Annotated in this window: 16 protein-coding genes, 1 pseudogene and 2 CRISPR repeat arrays (1 of these 19 only partly in view); of the genes and pseudogenes, 16 read left to right on the forward strand and 1 reads right to left on the reverse strand. The window is 70.0% G+C overall.

All coding sequences use genetic code 11. The annotated features are described in order from the left end of the window. The first annotated feature begins 328 nt into the window (after positions 1-328). From ABZW32_RS14750 to ABZW32_RS14795, 10 genes and pseudogenes are all read left to right on the forward strand, one after another. The gene (locus ABZW32_RS14750; RefSeq protein WP_356215453.1) at positions 329-1,078 is read left to right on the forward strand and encodes a GntR family transcriptional regulator; all 750 of its coding nucleotides are present in this window, start codon (positions 329-331) and stop codon (positions 1,076-1,078) included. Next, a complete protein-coding gene (locus ABZW32_RS14755) occupies positions 1,075-1,662 on the forward strand; it encodes an ATP-binding protein (RefSeq protein WP_356215455.1) in 588 nt (195 codons plus the stop codon). Before ABZW32_RS14750 ends, ABZW32_RS14755 begins: the two co-directional genes overlap by 4 nt. 116 nt (positions 1,663-1,778) lie before the next feature. After that, a pseudogene (locus ABZW32_RS14760) lies at positions 1,779-1,949 on the forward strand (helix-turn-helix transcriptional regulator); the annotation flags it as partial. 303 nt (positions 1,950-2,252) lie between these two features. Beyond that, the gene (locus tag ABZW32_RS14765; protein ID WP_356215574.1) at positions 2,253-3,212 is read left to right on the forward strand and encodes a DNA-binding protein; all 960 of its coding nucleotides are present in this window, start codon (positions 2,253-2,255) and stop codon (positions 3,210-3,212) included. A gap of 4 nt (positions 3,213-3,216) precedes the next feature. Next, complete coding sequence (locus ABZW32_RS14770; RefSeq protein ID WP_356215456.1) at positions 3,217-3,897, forward strand: dihydrofolate reductase family protein; 681 nt, start codon at positions 3,217-3,219, stop codon at positions 3,895-3,897. Further along, a complete protein-coding gene (locus ABZW32_RS14775; RefSeq protein WP_356215458.1) occupies positions 3,897-4,370 on the forward strand; it encodes a deaminase in 474 nt (157 codons plus the stop codon). Before ABZW32_RS14770 ends, ABZW32_RS14775 begins: the two co-directional genes overlap by 1 nt. A 67-nt stretch (positions 4,371-4,437) precedes the next feature. Then, positions 4,438-5,394 carry a helix-turn-helix domain-containing protein gene (locus ABZW32_RS14780; RefSeq protein ID WP_356215460.1) on the forward strand — a complete coding sequence of 319 codons (957 nt, stop codon included), beginning with the start codon at positions 4,438-4,440 and terminating at the stop codon, positions 5,392-5,394. Positions 5,395-5,816: 422 nt separating this feature from the next. Continuing rightward, positions 5,817-6,341 (forward strand): hypothetical protein, encoded by a 525-nt coding sequence (locus ABZW32_RS14785; protein WP_356215462.1) that lies wholly within the window; start codon positions 5,817-5,819, stop codon positions 6,339-6,341. 50 nt (positions 6,342-6,391) lie between these two features. Next, complete coding sequence (locus ABZW32_RS14790) at positions 6,392-8,146, forward strand: hypothetical protein (RefSeq protein ID WP_356215464.1); 1,755 nt, start codon at positions 6,392-6,394, stop codon at positions 8,144-8,146. A gap of 219 nt (positions 8,147-8,365) precedes the next feature. Next, complete coding sequence (locus ABZW32_RS14795; protein ID WP_356215576.1) at positions 8,366-8,569, forward strand: DciA family protein; 204 nt, start codon at positions 8,366-8,368, stop codon at positions 8,567-8,569. An 87-nt stretch (positions 8,570-8,656) separates the two neighbouring features. Here ABZW32_RS14795 and ABZW32_RS14800 read toward each other — a convergent pair whose 3' ends face one another. Further along, positions 8,657-8,851: a hypothetical protein gene (locus ABZW32_RS14800; RefSeq protein WP_356215466.1), complete on the reverse strand. Its 195-nt coding sequence runs from the start codon at positions 8,849-8,851 to the stop codon at positions 8,657-8,659. Positions 8,852-8,893: 42 nt separating this feature from the next. On the opposite strand from ABZW32_RS14800, the gene ABZW32_RS14805 reads away from it, so the two are divergent. The 6 genes from ABZW32_RS14805 (at position 8,894) to ABZW32_RS14830 (ending at position 17,542) form a co-directional block, all read left to right on the forward strand. Next, positions 8,894-9,298 (forward strand): hypothetical protein, encoded by a 405-nt coding sequence (locus ABZW32_RS14805; protein WP_356215468.1) that lies wholly within the window; start codon positions 8,894-8,896, stop codon positions 9,296-9,298. Between the two features lie 21 nt (positions 9,299-9,319). Continuing rightward, positions 9,320-12,149: direct repeats of the CRISPR family, unit length 24 nt; unit sequence CAGCTCCGCGCGGGCGGAGCGGAC. Positions 12,150-12,471: 322 nt separating this feature from the next. Next, entirely contained in the window at positions 12,472-14,115 is a 1,644-nt protein-coding gene (locus ABZW32_RS14810; protein WP_356215470.1) for a type I-E CRISPR-associated protein Cse1/CasA, read from the forward strand. A 13-nt stretch (positions 14,116-14,128) separates the two neighbouring features. Next, positions 14,129-14,740: a type I-E CRISPR-associated protein Cse2/CasB gene (locus ABZW32_RS14815; protein WP_356215472.1), complete on the forward strand. Its 612-nt coding sequence runs from the start codon at positions 14,129-14,131 to the stop codon at positions 14,738-14,740. After that, positions 14,737-16,029, forward strand: coding sequence for a type I-E CRISPR-associated protein Cas7/Cse4/CasC (locus ABZW32_RS14820; RefSeq protein WP_356215474.1), 1,293 nt, complete (start codon positions 14,737-14,739; stop codon positions 16,027-16,029). The genes ABZW32_RS14815 and ABZW32_RS14820 overlap by 4 nt, the downstream gene beginning before the upstream one ends. Further along, positions 16,026-16,772: a type I-E CRISPR-associated protein Cas5/CasD gene (gene cas5e / locus ABZW32_RS14825; protein WP_356215476.1), complete on the forward strand. Its 747-nt coding sequence runs from the start codon at positions 16,026-16,028 to the stop codon at positions 16,770-16,772. Before ABZW32_RS14820 ends, cas5e begins: the two co-directional genes overlap by 4 nt. After that, positions 16,769-17,542: a type I-E CRISPR-associated protein Cas6/Cse3/CasE gene (locus ABZW32_RS14830; protein WP_356215478.1), complete on the forward strand. Its 774-nt coding sequence runs from the start codon at positions 16,769-16,771 to the stop codon at positions 17,540-17,542. Before cas5e ends, ABZW32_RS14830 begins: the two co-directional genes overlap by 4 nt. Before the next feature lie 40 nt (positions 17,543-17,582). Further along, a CRISPR array of direct repeats spans positions 17,583-17,860; the repeat unit is 29 nt; unit sequence GTCCGCTCCGCCCGCGCGGAGCTGAACCG (it continues 239 nt past the right edge of the window).

Raw genomic sequence — 17,860 nt, forward strand, 5'->3', positions numbered from 1 at the left:
GAGGGGGTTCGCGGGGGCGGATGCTCTCTCCACCCACCAGGTCCACGAGCCAACAGCCCGAATCCCGGCGGATAGACAGCGCATCAACGCTGAGGTCGTGCAAGCAGTCCTGCCAGGCCGGGGGGTTTGGTTGTGGCTACCGCCTCCGACCACCTGCCCGACTCCGAAGAGACGAGCTGCAGAAACTGCGGTGGTGCAAGTGCAAGGTGAGGTGTTGCCTACCGGCTGCCACCTCACACTCCTACGGTTCCCTATGGTCCCCTAAGGTGTCAAGCGGTACGGTAAGGAAACCTAAGATCTGAAGCGACGAGCCACCGAGGAGGCAGACGTGAGCCGGGCCGACAACAGACCGCCGTACGCACGGATCGCAGGTCACTATCGAGATCTGATCGAGTCCGGCGCGCTGGTCGCCGGCACGCTCCTGCCGAGCATCAAGAACCTGTCGGAGGAGTGGTCCGTCAGCACGGCCACGGTCGAGAAGGCCCTGCGCGTCCTCAAGGAGGAACGCCTGGTTGCCGGGATTCACGGCATTGGCACGGAAGTGCTCGGCACGCAGGTGTCCCTCTCCTCCGGAGCAGAACGACACGACCGCAGCGGCAGGACCCAGTCGTCCTGGGGGGTCGGGGAGAAGTCGTCCGGTCATACGGCCGGTGTGGTGGCGGCTCCGGTCGATGTCGCCGAGGTCATGGGGATCGCGCCTGGTGCCGACGTGATTCGCCGGAGTCGCGTTTACCGTGATGCGCACGGAATCGTCTCCCACTCGACCTCATGGATCCCGGTCAGGTTCGCCGTGGAAATCCCAGACCTGGCCCGCAGCGAGCGCCTCAAGGGAGGCATTTCGCTGGACCTGATCGCTCGGGTGACAGGGCAGCACGCTGTACGCCGCGTAGACGAGGAGACCGCTCGCATCGCCACAACGCACGACCTCGAGCTCCTGGAGCTGGGGGCTGGCACCGTGGCGGCCATCCTGGTGTTGACCGCGCGGTTCCTTGACTCGAATGGCGAGCTGCTGGAATACGGCGTGGACCTGGGCGCCCCCGGCCGCACCCGGCGAACAACGTCCGAGGTTCTGCGATGACCGGGCGCGCCACCGGCCGCCCGGTTCCCACTCCTCGCGCGATCCTCATGTCGGGCCTGCAGGGCGCGGGCAAAACGACCCTCGCCCGCGCCCTGGAGAAGGCCGGCTTCCGACGCCTCTGCCCCGACGAGGAGATGTTCCGCCGCTACGGCCACTACGGCCGGGACTTCCCCCGCGGGCAGTTCAGGATTAGAGAGGCACCCGTGCTCAAGGACATCGCCCTTGAGCTCGAAGAACTCCTGGCGGCCGGACACGACGCCGTGGTCGACCACGGCTTCTGGACTCCGGAGGAGCGGGCCCAGTGGGCAGCGACTGTGGTGAAGGCGGGCGGGGAGCCCATTCTGATCTACCTGCCGCTCCCGCACGAGGTGCGCTGGGACCGGATCCGGAGGCGCAACGAGCAATCGCTGGTCGACGCGAACTCCATCGAGTTCAGCGAGGAGGACCTCCTTAGGCATGCGGGCCGGTTCTCCCCGCCGACCGATGACGAGCCGCACCTCGTGTACGACGGCCATCCGGACAGCGTCCTCGCCCTGCTCCGCCGCGCGCAGCAGCCGGATGCGGCTGGAACCGTAGAACACTGAAGCCTCCCGAGTCGGCGGACCGTTTGGTTCGGTTCTAGGTCCGCCACACTCGGGACTTCCAGATCTGACATGTGGCCGGATCATCTGGCCACATAAGCCACGAGGTTGGGGGCGGGATGGCGCAGAAACCGAGGGAGCTGACGCCCTGGGTGTCGCCCTTACATAACTGGGGATACCAGCTGCGGGAGCTACGGACCTCACGGGGACTGAGCCTTCGCGAGCTCGGTCAACGTACTCGTATCGACCACAGCCACCTGGGACGATTCGAGCGCGCGGAGCGAACACCCGACCGGGCGCAGGCGGTGGTCCTCGACGACAAGCTGGGTGCCAGCGGCATGCTGCTCCGCCTGTGGGAGCGGATCGGTGACGAGCGTGGCCATGTGGCCAATCCCCCGGCCCATGTGGCCAGATCATCGGTGGATCTGGCTTTTGCCATGGCTGACCAGGCAGCGTCGGACGGTGAGGGGATCTCGGTCCCGTGTCGTCTAGCTGATGGGTCGGTGGTTTGGGTGGCTCTCGATCGGCGTGCGCTGCTGCGCACTGGAGTGGGGCTCGGGGCTGCAGCAGCCGTCGGCGTCAGTTCTCCGGCCGTGGCAAGCTCTGGTGCCGTGCCCGGCCTGGTCCGCAAGGCACGGGCCGCAGCTGCGTACGGTTCGACGCCCGTGGAGCACCTGCGCCGTACCCGGCGTGTCCTCATCGACACCGACAATCTGCTCGGGCCCCGGCGTGCGGTCAGCGTCGTACGCGACCACATCGAAGTCATCCAGGTACTCCGACGGGACGCGCAGGGCGCTGACCGGCGGGACCTGATGGAGCTGCAAACCCAGTACGGAGAGCTTCTCTCCTGGCTCTACCAGGACCTAGGCAACCCGAAGGCCGCGTCGTACTGGCTGGACCGGGCGATGCAGTGGTCCCACACCGTCGGCGACAACGACCTGACCACGTACGTCATGGCGCGCAAAGCGCAGCTGGCCGGTGACACGGATGACCTGGTCGATGTCGTCGACCTAGCCGAAGCCGCCCAGCGCATGGCTCGCCCGCGCAGCCGCCTCGCCGCGGTCGCGCGCACCTACGAGGCGTACGGACACGCGCTGCGCGGTGACGCCGATGAGAGCGAGCGGGCGATCGACGACGTCCGCAACGCCCTCGATGGCGCCGCCGCCGACCCCACCCCATGGGGCGTGTGGCTGAACGCCTCGTACGTAGAGATCCACCGTGCCCGGGGCCTGGAGGCCCTCGGCAAGCACGACCAGGCCGCAGACGCGTTCGGCGCGGCGATCCGGCTGATGCCGGACGGCTACCACCGCGATCGGGGCGTCTACATGGCGCGACAGGCCGTGGCATTGGCCGGCGCCCGCGCCCCGGAGCAGGCCGCCGCGCTCGGAATGCACGCACTGACCGTCGCGGAGGACACGGGCTCCGGCCGAATCACGAACGAGCTCGTCCGGCTCGACAAGGCCCTTATCCCCTGGCAGCGCGAACCGGCCGTAGCTGAGTTCCGCGCCACCTTCGACTCCACCCTCTTCCACGAGACAGAAACGGAAGCCTGAGCAGATGACTGCCCGCCCATACGTTCTACTGTCCGCCGCCACGTCGGTCGACGGCTACCTGGACGACACCAGCCCCAAGCGGCTACTGCTCTCCAACGCTGAGGACTTCGACCGCGTCGACCAGGTCCGCGCCGAGTCGGACGCCATCCTGATCGGCGCGACGACCATGCGCCGGGACAACCCCCGCCTCCTGGTCAACAGCGAGGAACGCCGCGCAAAGCGACTGGTGGAGGGCCGGTCGGAGTACCCGCTGAAGGTCACGGTGACCGCCTCGGGCGATCTCAACGCGGACCTGAAGTTCTGGCACTTCGGCGGCCAGAAGCTGGTCTTCACGGTCGACTCCGCCGTCGACAAGGTGAAGGCCAGGCTCGCGGACCTCGCGGACGTGGTCAGCGTCGGCCCCAAGCTCGACTGGGGCCTGGTCCTCGACGAGCTCGGCCGACGCGGCGTCGGCCGGCTCATGGTGGAGGGCGGCGGCACGATCCACACCCAGCTCATGGCTCAGGACCTGGCCGACGAGGTCCACCTCGCAGTCGCCCCGCTGCTGGTGGGCCAGACCAGCGCCCCGAAGTTCCTGAGCGCCGCCGACTACCCGGGCGGGTCGACCTCCCGTATGCGACTGCTGGAGGCCCGCACAATCGGCGACGTCGTGCTGCTGCGCTATGCCCCGAAGGAGCGTGGCTGATGTACGCCCCGGACCGAGACCAGGACCTCCGCTGGATACAGCGCGCGATCGACCTTGCCGCGCTGTGCCCCCCAGCCGCCGGGGCGTACTCGGTGGGCGCGGTCATCGTCGCCGAGGACGGCACCGAGCTCGCTGCTGGCTACTCGCGCGAGGCCGATCCGCGTGAACACGCGGAGGAGGCCGCCCTCGCGAAGATCCCGACAGGCGACCCGAGGCTGACCACGGCGACGATCTACTCGTCCCTGGAGCCTTGCTCCCAGCGGAGCGCGGACCGTACTCCGTGCACGCAGCGGATCCTCGAGGCCGGGATCCCGCGCGTCGTCATCGCCTGGCGCGAGCCGTCTTTGTTCGTTTCCGATTGCGTCGGAGTCGAGCTCCTGGTCGCCGCTGGCGTGACGGTCGTTGAACTGCCCGAGTTCGCAGACGCCGCTCAAAGGCCGAACCGCCACCTGGGTAACGGCCACGACAGGTAATCCGCACTCACCCGCGCAGGGTTGACGCGATGGCAGGGCCACTCACAGACGAACGGAGGGAGGAGTCGTGCAGACCGATCCCCGCAGGCGAATCCGCGAGGCGCGTACAGCGGTGTACCGGCTGTACGACGCGGAAGAGCGCCTTCTGTACGTCGGTATCACCATGACCCTCAAACAGCGCTTCGCCGATCACCGGCACCAGAAGTTCTGGTGGCATCTGGTGAAAAGAAGAGATGTCAGGTGGTACGACGACCGATCTGCGGCCGAAGCTGTCGAAGCTGAAGCGATTCAAACAGAGAACCCCAAATACGACGGCACCAGCCGCATCCCCAACTGGGTCCGTGCCCGCCATCTACGCCCGAAGGACCCGTTCTGGCGTCCAGTCGCAGAGTCAGTTCTCGCGCACATTCAGGATGGAACGTACCCAGTGGGTAGTCCCCTGCCGTCGCCGCGAGCACTTGCGTCGTTGTATGAGGTCTCGGAATCGTCCACGGGATACGCCCTCTCTGTGCTCTCCAGCGCCCGGGTCGTTGGGCCTCGTCCGCAGCACGTGGTCCGTCCCTTCTCGGACCACCGGCCTCTGAGGGGATCCGATGCCACGGCCGCAGATGAGCACGACAAGGACGGTCTGCCTTCCAGCTACGGGACTGGGCTTCATTCGGCTGTACACAATGTTCCACTCGCCGCGACGACGCCTGCCCACCAGAGATCACCTGGTGTATCTTTTCGAGAAGCATCGAATGGGATGGAGGCTGCTGTGTCGGATCCGCTGCGTCGAGACGATGCCCTAGTGGATGCTGACACGCTGCCTCCGCCGCGCATCCGCCAGCAGCTGCGCATCGCCGCGAACTTGACTCAGGCGGAAGTGGCCGAGGCCCTCGGCGTCCAGCGCCTCGCCATCGTCCGGTGGGAAGCCGGCCAGACACAGCCCCACCGGAGCAACCGCCTGAAGTACGCGGAGTTCCTCCGCGGGCTGGCCAAGGAGCACCCGGAAGTCGCCCAGGGAGGTCCACGTGAGGACTGACCTTGCTCCCGGTTTCGGGTACGCCGACTCCGCCTTCGGTATCGAGGGGGTCGGGGTGACGTAGCCGCCACCGGCCGCGCGCGCCAGACGAATGGACTAGCAATCCACTCCGGCCTCGCGCGGCCCTTCGCGCCGACCATCAGGTCGGCCGCCCAGTCCCCGGTTGGCCCCGGTTCTGGGCTCCAGCTCATCGAGCTGGACCTGTTTTCTCTGCAAACCCCGCCTTGGCAGGCGGTTTGTTTCACCCGGCCCGCTTTGGCAAGCGGACCACCCCGACTCTCCAAGGGCCCCTTTGGCAGGGGGCCTCTGACGAGCCACCAGCGTCACCCCAGGTTCGGCGGTCTTGGCAGGCCGTCGAGCTCGGAGCTTCAGCTGTCCGGTTGCCCGGTGGTTGGGGCGCCCCTCACACAAACCGCTCAGCCGTGATCGGATCCCTTGGCAGGGATCTGGTCGCGGTCGGGGCGATCCATATGAAGGTTGGTGTCTTCGCCATAGTGCCCGATCTGGTGTCCCCTGAAAAGTCGAACCCTGCCCGTTTCGGAATGGTTCGCACCTTTGGTGATTTTCATGTGACGGAACAAGCATCCCTGATCCAATACTTCGCGGCATTTGGCGAGGAAGTGGCTCTTCCTGTAGGAAGTCACGAGCTGATCGTTTCGACTAAGTCTGTCCGGCCGCTCCTCAGCGGCGGTGTCCTCGAGGGCGTTGTCCCGTGGGGCGGGACGGGTTTCAAGATTCTTGCCCGCCGTGCGGGAGCGCCGGGGGTGATCCGGGCTGGGCAGGCTCTGTCCACAGGCCGCCCGGTGCAGGGTCGGCTGATGGATCAAGAAACAGCTTCCGAGGGAGGTGTCCGCTTTGGCGTGTACACCGGCCCGATGGCTACTAAGACGTTCGACAGTTCGGCTTCTGCGGTGTCCACCGCTCTTGTCGGGGCGGTGCGCCGGTGAGCGCCGTGGCGGCGTCAACCTCTGTGATGATCCCCGCCCCCCGCTCGTCCATGTCTTCTACTGCGGCCGCGGCCGTGCCGGTGCGTCGGCAGCGGGTGCGGGTCCCGATGCGGCTGGTGTCGTCGCCGTTCTACTCGGACATCGCGCTGTCCGTGTACGTGAAGGTGGCGGCGCTGGCGGCTCGACCGGAGGGGTGCGAGGCGCGGTCGGTGAGGATCGCCTCCTACCTGATGCTGTCAGTGGCGTCGGTGGAGCGCGGGATGAAGGAGCTGACCCGTCCGGGGCCGGACGGGTTCGTGGAGCTGCGGTCGGTCCGTCGGACCCTGCCCGGCGGCAAAGGTCAGTCCGCGCTGCGGACGGTGCGGCAGATGGCGCGGACGGAGAAGTTCGTGTGGCTGCCGGTGGCGGCTTCGGAGGACCTCACGCCCCGGCAGCTGCGCGCGTACGCGGTCATCGTGTTCGCGGAGAAGATGGGCATCGCGCTGACCGAGGGGGAGCTGGCGGGATACCTGCGCCACCGCTCGGGCAAGAAGGCCGGCCAGCCCATTACGGCGGCGGCGGCCGGTGAGGTCGTCGATGGTCTGGAGGCGGCGCGATGGGTGACGGTGCAGCGGCGTGCGGGCGCGCAGGGCCGTCACCACTACATCGCCCACGACATCGCCACCGAGGCCGTCGTGAACGCTGGCGAGCGGGTCGCGGACTCGGTGCCGGAGGAGGTCCAGGAGGGCGCGGAGCAGCCTGTGGAAGGTGTGGCTGACGGGGCGGCATGTCCGTTGGTTGGTGAGGGATCGGGTGTGCGGGTTGGTGAGGGATCCCTCGCGAATAGGGAATCACCTAGGACTGACTCACCTGATGACGAGCGCGCACTCATCTCACCCGCCGTAGGCGAAGTACCGGTAGTTGCGGCTGCTGAGGCTGTGGAAAACCTGGCTGACGTGGCGGCGCGTTCGGAAGGCGAGGGTGGTGTCGCGCTGCGCGCGGGTGAGATCAGCCAGCCCTCCTCGAAGCCGGACGGCGAAAAGCGCAGCAGCAAGGGCGGGGGGTCGTCCCGGTCGTCGTACACCGGACCGCAGCTGGCCATGAGCCCGGAGATCTACTCCGTGCTGGAGCCGGTCCACGTGCTGCTGGAACGCGTCACCAGCGCCTTCGTTGTCCGGAAGATCGCCCGCGAGGTGGGCCGTCAGCTGCGTGAGGGAACCGTTGCCGACCGTCTCCACCACCGGCTCACGGCCCGCCTGGCCAAGGTGATGATCTCCGATATCCGCGACCCGGGCCGGTGGCTGCTCGGGGTGGCCCTGCCCCGTTGGGGCTGCGGCCACCAGGACTGCGAGGCCGGGATCATCTGGCGGACCGGGGCGGCCTGCGAGCTGTGCGCCGAGACCGTCCAGGACCGGTTCGCCGCCCGCCAGCGCGAGCAACGCCTGGAGCAGGACCTGTGCCCCCAGCACGGCACCCGCCCCGGCCCGTCCGGGCACTGCGCCGACTGCGGCTTGGAGGCCGCAATCCGGCGCCAGGCGCGGGTCCCGATGGCCCGGCAGCCCGAAGGTCCGCAGCGCTCCTCGTGCGGCGACTGTGGATGCGTGATCTTCCTGACCGGCCGGGCCGTCGACACCGGCCTGTGCAAGCTCTGCCGCGAGGAGGCCGACGTCCTAGCCGCCGTCGAGCCCGCGGCTCCTGCTGCGCCGTCGGTGCCGGGGGCCTGCTCCGGCCGCGACGGTGAAACGCCCTGCACCCGAAGGGCCCTGCCGACCCGCAACGTCTGCCTCACCCACCGCTCCCAGGAGCTCGCCGGGGAGGTGGCGTGATGAGCCAGACCCCCCAACCCAGCGGTGTGGACCTTGCCCGCGTCGTACTGCAGGCAGCGCGGGAAGCCGCGAAGAAGAACGGCGTCCGAACGGCGAAGAGCAAGCCGCGGGTGACCCGGACGGTCCGGCGCGACGGCCGCGCCCCCATGGGCCTCGGCGAGGTGTTCACCGCGCTCATGGCCGACCGCGGCTGGGACCTCCCCGGCGGCCGGCGCCAGCCTGTGCGAGCGCTGGGCGGCCCTCGCCCCCGACCTCGCCGACCACGTCGCGGCGGTGAGCTACGACGCCGAGCGCGGGGAGCTGACGCTGCGCCCGGACTCTACGACCTGGGCGACGAAGGCCCGCCTGGAGGCGTCGCGGATCGTCGCCGATGCCAACCGTTCCGCGCACACCGGAGCGGTTCGTACGGTCCGCGTGCTGTAACCCGGGCCTGTGCCCTCGCCCAGTGCGGCCGCCGACCCGGACCCGGTGAGGATCCCGGTCCCGCAGGGGCCGGTGCGTACTGGCGAGTCAGCGGCGGCCGGCTACCGCCGTGCACTTGAAGTCCACCAGCAGGTTCACATGCAGCGGCCGGCGGACCCGGCCATCGCGGCCGCGGTGGAGCGGCAGAGCCGGGTCCTTCGGGAGGCGAGCTGTCGAGCGTTCCCCGAGCAGGAAGCGGCCCGTGACGATCAGCCGGCACCGCTCCTGGCAACTCTGCTGCATGGCTCTGAGCAGATCGTCCGGACGCCGGAGGCTCGGGCCTCGATGGTGTCGGAGTGGCGCGACTCCCGCGTCGCTGCCGCCCGGCGCCACCAGGAGCTCGAAGCCGTTCCGCAGGGGCCCCGCAGCCGCGCCGCGCAGGCCGCGTGGCTGCCCTACCTCACCGCCCGCCAGGCCCTGCCCTCCGACTACGACAAGACCGCCGACACCGTGGTAGACCGGCACGCAGATCTGGGGCTGAGCGCCCAGGAGGCCGCGGACATGCGGGCCCTGGGTTGGAGCGAGTACCGCCACGGCCAGAACAGCCTGGTCCGCTCAATCCTCACCAGCTCCGGCCGGCCCGCAGCCGAGCAGGTCATCGGCCACGAACTCGTCCACCGCGCCCTCAACATCCCCCAGCCCGCGCGGTACGGCTCCGCGCGGGCGGAGCTGTCCTCGCCATGTACCTGAGCCGGATCGGCCTGGACGGTACAGAACCGCGTTGGCGGAGGGGACATAGCGAGAACGGCACAACAGCGAGGTCGATCGGTACAACCCCGCGCGGGCGGAGCGGTCGTGGCGGCCGTGACGAAGCCGACGGATCCCCGCAGTGCAGCTCCGCGCGGGCAGAACGGACCCCCAGTCGCCCTCCGGCGGGCCGACCGCGTCCGGTACAGCTCCGCGCGGGCGGAGCGGACCTGCCCGGTGACGAGGGCGCCCTTCCTCATCTGCGGTGCAGCTCCGCGCGGGCGGAGCGGACGCCGGACTGCTGGCGCATCCCGGCCTGGGCACCGGTGCAGCTCCGCGCGGGCGGAGCGGACGCCTACGAGGACAGCAGTTCCCCCGAGTGGGCCGGTGCAGCTCCGCGCGGGCGGAGCGGACCGCCCCGAAGACCGCAGCGACCTGCAGATTCGCGGTGCAGCTCCGCGCGGGCGGAGCGGACGTCCTGGTAGCCACGGCCGTTCGTCGACATGGCGGTGCAGCTCCGCGCGGGCGGAGCGGACGTGCGCTGGACGAAGAAGCGAGCCAGCTCCGTCGGTACAGCTCCGCGCGGGCGGAGCGGGCACAGTGAACACTCAGCCCTCGTCACGGAGGAACGGTACAGCTCCGCGCGGGCGGAACGGACTTCCCGGTGCTGAGCGCACTTCCCATCGCGTACGGTGCAGCTCCGCGCGGGCGGAGCGGACGACGTCACGGGAGCACTCGCCGGAGTTCCCACCGGTGCAGCTCCGCGCGGGCGGAGCGGACTACAGCGGCATCGTGCTTGCCCTGTGGGGCACCGGTGCAGCTCCGCGCGGGCGGAGCGGACCAATGCGGCGGGGCACGGGCACGAAGAGGATCCGGTGCAGCTCCGCGCGGGCGGAGCGGACGTACTCCGGCTGACCGTTGCCCACCGCTGCTCCGGTGCAGCTCCGCGCGGGCGGAGCGGACGATCTACCGCTTCCCCGCCGCTGCGGCGCAGGGGGTGCAGCTCCGTGCGGGCGGAGCGGACTACACGCACATCGACGGGTCGACCCAGGAGGGCGGTGCAGCTCCGCGCGGGCGGAGCGGACGACGGCCAGGCCACCGTGGACGGGAACCGGCACGGTACAGCTCCGCGCGAGCGGAGCGGACACCAACTGGGCAGCGTCCATGGGGGTCGACGTCGGTTCAGCTCTGCGCGGGCGGAGCGGACCCGGACACCGATCGGCCCCTCTTGTCGTTCGACGGTGCAGCTCCGCGCGAGCGGAGCGGACGCAGATGGGGCAGTTGTCCCAGCTCATGGAGGCGGTGCAGCTCCGCGCGGGCGGAGCGGACTCGTACGCAACGCCCGTGGGCGAGAGTCGGACCGGTGCAGCTCCGCGCGGGCGGAGCGGACCCGAGCCACATCGCGAGCTGATCGCCGATCAGCGGTGCAGCTCCGCGCGGGCGGAGCGGACCCCTGACGGGACCCCGCTCGTCGGGACGGTGACGGTGCAGCTCCGCGCGGGCGGAGCGGACGTAGTGGTCGTGCCCGCGGTCTGGAGGGTGAACGGTGCAGCTCCGCGCGGGCGGAGCGGACCGGCCTGGAGGCGGTGGGGTTCAACCGGTCCACGGGGCAGCTCCGCGCGGGCGGAGCGGACTGGAGCGCGTCCGCGAGGAGCGGGCCGACGGTCGGTGCAGCTCCGCGCGGGCGGAGCGGACGTGAAATTGGGCGCCGAGGTCAGCTGGGTCGCCGGTGCAGCTCCGCGCGGGCGGAGCGGACCCACCGCCGTAGACCTTGCCGAACCCGACTCCCGGTACAGCTCCGCGTGGGCAGAGCGGACGACCAGCACGTACGGTCGCGGCAGTCGGCGATGGGTACAGCTCCGCGAGGGCGGAGCGGGCCACCGCGGCCAGGGCCGGGGTGTAGAGGGGGTCGGTTCAGCTCCGCGCGGGCGAAGCGGACACCAAGTGGGTCGTCGCCACCGAGCTCGTCGGCGGTTCAGCTCTGCGTGGGCGGAACGGACGGGCCGCCGGACAGGTCGAAGCGGCCGGCGGCCGGTACAGCTCTGCGCAGGCGGAGCGGACTGGCTCAGCTCCTTCGGATACGGGTCCGGAGGCGGTACAGCTCCGCGCGGGCGAAGCGGACGCCCGCGTCCACACAGTCTGGGGATCCTCCGACGGTACAGCTTCGCGCGGGCGGAGCGGACCTGGTGCTGGCGTGCACCGGGCTCCCGCTCACCGGTACAGCTCCGCACGGGCGGAGCGGACGGCGGCAGTAAGTCCCGCATGGCGGAGGCCGGCGGTTCAGCTCTGCGCGGGCGAAGCGGACTGGCGGACCCGCCGTTGCATGTCCCGGGCAGACGGTACAGCTCCGCGCGGGCGGAGCGGACGCAACCGTGACCAGCGGGACACCCGAACGTGTCGGTGCAGCTCCGCGCGGGCGGAGCGGACGAACGCGATGCGAGCGAAACCCACGACGCGGTCGGTGCAGCTCCGCGCGGGCGGAGCGGACCTCGGGAGCGGCTCCACGTGGACCACGAACAGCGGTGCAGCTCCGCGCGGGCGGAGCGGACGCGGATGCGGGCCTGGAGCCGCAGCGGCACTACGGTGCAGCTCCGCGCGGGCGGAGCGGACTCGGGCCTCGGCCCGCTCTTCGCTCTCTCCCCCGGTGCAGCTCCGCGCGGGCGGAGCGGACGTATCCGGGGGTCAGGGAGTACACGAAGGCTCCGGTGCAGCTCCGCGCGGGCGGAGCGGACACAGCAGCAGCCTTAGCCGGCGTGCCTCGTCCCGGTGCAGCTCCGCGCGGGCGGAGCGGACCGACCGAGGACTCGTGCGTCTTCTACGAGCAGCGGTGCAGCTCCGCGCGGGCGGAGCGGACCCTTTTTCACCTGCGGTTTTCTTGACGCTTTGCAAGTTCTTTGCGTGACGTACCCGGGGTGGTTGGTGGCCGCCTTGGGGGTGACCCTACCCGTCCCACGGAGTCTTGCGGCGGTGTCGGAGTCGACGCCTCCCGGCTGTGAGTCGACTAACCGGTGGGCGCCTGAAGTTGGGTGGGAGGTGCGGGAAGGGTCGGGGTGATTGTCAGACCCCCCTCCTAGTGTGGGTGGGCTGGGCGTCACGGGGACGCGCGTTCCGACCCGTGGCCACGGCTTGATACATGGCAGCGCGCCACTTTAATCTCCCTCATGCTTCTACAGGCTGTGAATCAACTCGCCTTAGAGGCTGCTTTTTTGACGCTTCATCAAGAGAGGGAGGAGATCGTGGTTGGTGATTCTGATGCAAGGTATCCGCAGTTCCGGGTCCGGGTACGGGCCGATGCTGATCCCGCGGACGTCGCCGAGCTACTGCCCGGAGTGATGCCGGGGGCGCGGGTGGTGTTACCGATGCCGGCGGTATTGAGAGTCCTGCATCTGCTGGATTCCTACTTGCCGGTCAATCCTGCGGCGGAGGCTGCGGTCCGCCGCCTCGTGGCCGCGTGCGTCGCGCGGATCGGTGGCCTGGACCGGGGCACTCAGGAGGAGTGGGAGGACCGGCTCGACGTGCTGCTCGATGCCGGGCGACTGGACCCGGCCCGGGTGGCCGCGTACTTCGATCGGTACGTGTTCGACCTCGCCGACCCGGTCCGCCCGTTCATGCAGCACCCCGCCCTGGCCGTGGAGTGCTCGAAGTCCGCCGCGCCCGGCAAACTCCACTTCGACCGGGCGGCCGGGAACAACGCGCTGTGGTGGGACCACACCCCCCAGGACACACCGATGGACCTGGACACCGCGTTCGAAGGGATCCTGCTGTGGCGCGGCTACGGGCCCTGCGGAACCGGCGCGCAGCGCACTCACCTGGAGAAGAACACCAAGAGCATGAAGGCCGGCCCGCACCGGAGCCTGGTGTCGTACTTCCCCGAGTGCCGCAACCTGTTCCTGTCCGCGGTGCTGTCGTGCCCTCCGCCGGTGGCGTGGCCGACCGGTACGGGGGAGGACCTCGCGCCGTGGGAGGCCGATGAACCGGCCGATCCCATGGCCCCCGTTTTTCCGGCGGGCCCGATCGGTCTGCTCACAGCCCGCGCCGCGCACCACATTCTGCTGAAGGTCGCCGGTGGTCAGGTGTCGGAGTGCTGGGTGGCCTGGGGGGCGCTCACCGATCTGCCGGCGGTCCGGGATCCGTTCGTTCTCGACCGTGAGAAAGGCGGGCCGATGCGGGGCAGCCACCGGCGCGGCCTGCTGCGGGATTTTGACGCGTTGGTCGCCGCTACCGACCCGTCGGTCAAGGCGGCTGCTGGCGTGATCCGTCCCGCCTGGATCGATGTCTACGCCCAACTGCCCCTCTCGCAGCTGGAGGCGCTCGGGCCTGTCCGCGTCCGCGCCGTCGGCTATGACCAGGACAAGAGGGAGATGGGGGACTCGATCGCCTACACCGCTACGACCCCGGAGACGCTGGCCGCCTGCCTGCCCGCCAAGGAGCCGCAACGGGCCCGAATTGTCGCGGTTGGCCGACAGGATTGCGAGCGCGCCGAGCAGCACCTGGTCAAGCAGCTCCGCGGGGCGTGGCGCAAGATCGACCCGGGCGCGAAGTCCTCGCCGTGGGTCGAGCAGGCGCAGACGGTGTTCTGGGACCGCGCCGACCAGCTGTTCTGGAACGCGGTGCGGACCGTGACCGATCCGGCTGGCGCGTTGGCAGCGCTGACGCTTGCGGTCTACGACGAGGTGACCGGCGACATCGCGAGCAGCGTCGCCGGGTTCCTGCCCGTGGCCGAGCACCGGAAATGGCTGCGGATCGAGACCTCGCTGCGCGACGGCCGTATCCCTGCCCCCAAGACCGGCAGCCGTGCCACCTCCACCAGCAGCCGTTGAAGCGAAGGAACCCATGACCACCACGTCCGAGGCATCCGCCCGCAGCAACAGCAGCGGCTCGTTCATGAGTGTCGTCCGCAGGGCCTGCTCCACTCCGGCCGGCCGCTCCGACCTGCGCCGCGGTCTGAACATCGTCCTCGCCGACCTCGAACACCCCACGGGAGATGCCGGCCAGTCCCGCTGGCCCCTCTACAGCCACCTCATGGCCGCCGGCTACCAGCCGCCCGGGGCCGCCGCCGCCGAACTGCCGCTGCTGCTGGTCGCCGCGCTGTATGCCACCCACGACGCGCCCAATCCGCGCACGGTCGAATCCAGCGGTCCGCCGCCGGCGGCCCCGTTCAAGCCCTGGCACAACCTCGGCTGGTCGTATGCGGCCGCCTGCCACCGCGGTGTCATGACCCGCGACAACGCGACCGGCGCCCTCGGCTACCTCGCCGAGCTCGACCAGACCACCCTCATGCGGGAGCTCCCCGCCGTGGTGGCACGCCTGCGCTCCAGTCGGGTCCGCATCGTCTGGCCCCTGCTCCTGGCCGACCTCCTGCGCTGGCCCCTCAAGCCCGCGCAGGTCCGCCTGGACTGGGCCCGCAGCTTCCACAACACCAACAGCGAGGAAACCTCGAAGTGACCACCATCAGCCTGCCCCGCGCCATTCACCTCGACCTCATCCAGATCCAGTCCACCCCGTATGCCTCCTCCAACCGCGACCGCAACGGCTCGCCGAAGTCCGCCGTGTACGGAGGAGTGCTGCGCGGCCGCGAGTCCGCGCAGCACCAGAAGTTCCACAGCCGCGGCACCATGCAGAACATCCTCGGAGAGAAAACCTTCCGCACCCGGGCCACCACCCTCGCCGCGACCCGCCACCTCACCGACCGCGGCTGGGACAAGGACGAGGCCCTCACCGCCGTGCAGATGCTCATCCTCGGCTCCCAGATCAAGGGCCTGGGCATCGCCGACAACGGCGCCACGAACGTCCTCCTGTTCCTCCCCGAGACGGCGATCAGCGAACTCGTCGACCTGATCGACCAGCACCGAGACGACTTCGCCCCGTACATCACCCAGGCCCACGCCGACCTGGACAAGGAGGCGAAGAAGAAGGCGAAGGCGAAGACGGCCACCAACGCCCCCGCCGCCGACACCGATGACGACGGCGAGCCGGCCGAGGACACCAACCGCACCGCGATCATCACCACCCACGCCAAGAAGATCACCGACACCAAGAACGGCTTCCTGCCCAAGGAACGCATCCTCGGCCTGCTGCGGACCCGCAACGCCGTCATCGCCGCCTACGGCCGCATGCTCGCCAACGAGCCCGGCTCCATCGTCGAGGCGTCCATCCAGACCGCGCACGCCCTGTCCACCCACGCGATCACCACCCAGATCGACAGCTTCACCGCCGTCGACGACATCCTCAACGAGCTCGGCGACGAGTCCGGCGCCGGCCACCTCGGCGAACAGCGCTACAACAGCGCCACCTTCTACCGCTACTCCACCCTCAACATCACCAAGCTCATCGGCAACCTCGACGGCGACCACGCCACCGCCCGCGACGTCATCGAGGCCTTCCTCCACGCCGCCACCGCACACCGCAACGTCGGCAAGGTCTCCGGAACCGCCCCCCACACCCTGCCCCACCTCCTGTACGCCGCCGTGCGCACCGACCGGCCCGTCAACCTCGCCGGCGCGTTCGAGGAGCCCGTACCCGCCACCGCCACCGGCGGGTACCTCACCGCCAGCCTCACCCGCCTCGACGCCCACGCCGGCGCCCACCACCGCTTCCTCGGCACCAACCGCATCGCCGGCCACACCCACGTCACCCTCGCCGACCAGGACCTCACCCACCTCGGCGACCGCGCCGACAGCTTCGACGAGTTCGTGACCACCACCCTCGCCACCATCGACAAGGCCCGCGGATGAACCCCGGCCTCCTCCTCCACCTGTCCGGCCCCCTCCAGGCCTGGGGCGCACCCGCACAAGCCAACGTCCGCCCCACCTACCGCACCCCCACCCGCTCCGCACTCACCGGCATGATCGCCTGCTGCGCCGGACGGGAACGCGACGCCGACAACACCGACCTCACCCAGCTCTCCTACACCATCCGCATCGACCGCCCCGGCAGCATCCTCACCGACTTCCACACCACCGGCGCCAACCACGACCCCTACTTCGGTCTCACCACCGCCGACGGCGGAACCCGCGACGCCCCGATCATCTCCACCCGCTACTACCTCACCGACGCCGCGTTCACCCTCGCCGTCACCGGCCCCACCTACACCCTCGACACCGCCGAACAAGCCCTCGCCAACCCCGTCTGGGCCCCCTACCTCGGCCGCCGCTCCTGCCCCCCGGACACCCCCCTGCTGCTCACCCGCAGTCAGAACGTCCTCGACGACCTCGACCACATCCCCCTCCACCGCCCCACCCACACCACCGGCCCCGTCACCTACCTCTACGACCGCCCCCCGACCCCCGACACCCCGAGCACCGGCCAGCACCACGACCAGCCCGTACCCGGCCGCCACCAGACCTGGACCAGCCGCCCCGTCTGGGAACAGCAGCGCACCATCCCCGCCCCCAGCGCCGGTCTCGGCACCAGATGGCTGAACGCCGTCGCCGACCACCTCAACATCCCGACCACCGCGGCAAAGGACCCCCAGTGACCACCACGACCACGCGGATCACCCTCGCCCGGATCGGCCTCAACCCCACGTCCCGCGAAGTCCACCGCGACCTCGCCAACCCGGCCGAGATGCACCGCACCACCATGAACCTCATCGACCGCGAAGACGGCAACCCCACCGCCCGCCGCGACGCGAGCCTCCTTCACCGCATCGACCACACCCCGGCCGGCGCGCACCTCCTCGTCCAGGCCGCCGTACCCATCTACCTCGACCGGCTCCCCGACGGCTACGCCCTCACCGCCGAACAGCGCGACGCCACCCCCGTCCTCGACTGGATCACCGAAGGCCGCACCGTCCGCTACCGCATCAACGCCAACCCCTCCACCTGCGTCCGAGACCCCGAAGCCCTCCAGCGCGAAGCCGACCGCCGCGCCGAGTCCGCCGTCAAGGCCGGCAAGTCCTACGCCGAAGCCACCCGCATCCGCGAAGCCTTCCTGGCCCTCGCCGCCGGCAACGCCACCAAGCGCCGCGGGGTGAACCTCCCCGCCACCCCCGAGAACATCACCGCCTGGTGGACCCGCACCGCCACCGCCAACGGCCTCCGCCCCGAACTCGTCATCGACACCCCCCTCGCCCGCATCAACGCCACCACCACCGGCAAGCCGACCGTCACCCTCCGCGCCACCGCCTTCGAAGGCATCGCCACCATCACCAACCCCGACGCCACTCGCGTGGCCGTCACCAACGGCATCGGCAAGGGCCAGGCGTACGGACTCGGCCTCCTCTCCCTCGCACCCCACCACAAGTAAAGAACTTGCAAAGCCCCCAGAAAGCGCCAGGTCACGAAGTGTCCGCTCCGCCCGCGCGGAGCTGAACCGTTGCCGGTATCTCCGGTGACGACCTGTCCTGAGTCCGCTCCGCCCGCGCGGAGCTGAACCGTCGCGCGCGTAGTACCCGCCCAGGTTCAGGTCGTCCGCTCCGCCCGCGCGGAGCTGAACCGCCGGCGTGGGAGGGGCTGCGCCTGGACGTGCAGTCCGCTCCGCCCGCGCGGAGCTGAACCGGCCACTGCAAGACGCGTTTCCGACCCGAGCAGGTCCGCTCCGCCCGCGCGGAGCTGAACCGATCCG

This window comes from Streptomyces sp. NPDC004667 (genome assembly GCF_040609475.1).
Taxonomy (GTDB): Bacteria; Actinomycetota; Actinomycetes; order Streptomycetales; family Streptomycetaceae; genus Streptomyces.

Coding starts and splice junctions, on each gene's coding strand:
- cas5e (WP_356215476.1), top strand. CDS start 16,026: ATGAACCCCGGCCTCCTCCTCCACCTGTCCGGCCCCCTCCAGGCCTGG.
- ABZW32_RS14775 (WP_356215458.1), top strand. CDS start 3,897: ATGTACGCCCCGGACCGAGACCAGGACCTCCGCTGGATACAGCGCGCG.
- ABZW32_RS14770 (WP_356215456.1), top strand. CDS start 3,217: ATGACTGCCCGCCCATACGTTCTACTGTCCGCCGCCACGTCGGTCGAC.
- ABZW32_RS14805 (WP_356215468.1), top strand. CDS start 8,894: ATGGTGTCGGAGTGGCGCGACTCCCGCGTCGCTGCCGCCCGGCGCCAC.
- ABZW32_RS14800 (WP_356215466.1), bottom strand. CDS start 8,851: ATGCAGCAGAGTTGCCAGGAGCGGTGCCGGCTGATCGTCACGGGCCGC.
- ABZW32_RS14790 (WP_356215464.1), top strand. CDS start 6,392: ATGTCTTCTACTGCGGCCGCGGCCGTGCCGGTGCGTCGGCAGCGGGTG.
- ABZW32_RS14755 (WP_356215455.1), top strand. CDS start 1,075: ATGACCGGGCGCGCCACCGGCCGCCCGGTTCCCACTCCTCGCGCGATC.
- ABZW32_RS14815 (WP_356215472.1), top strand. CDS start 14,129: ATGACCACCACGTCCGAGGCATCCGCCCGCAGCAACAGCAGCGGCTCG.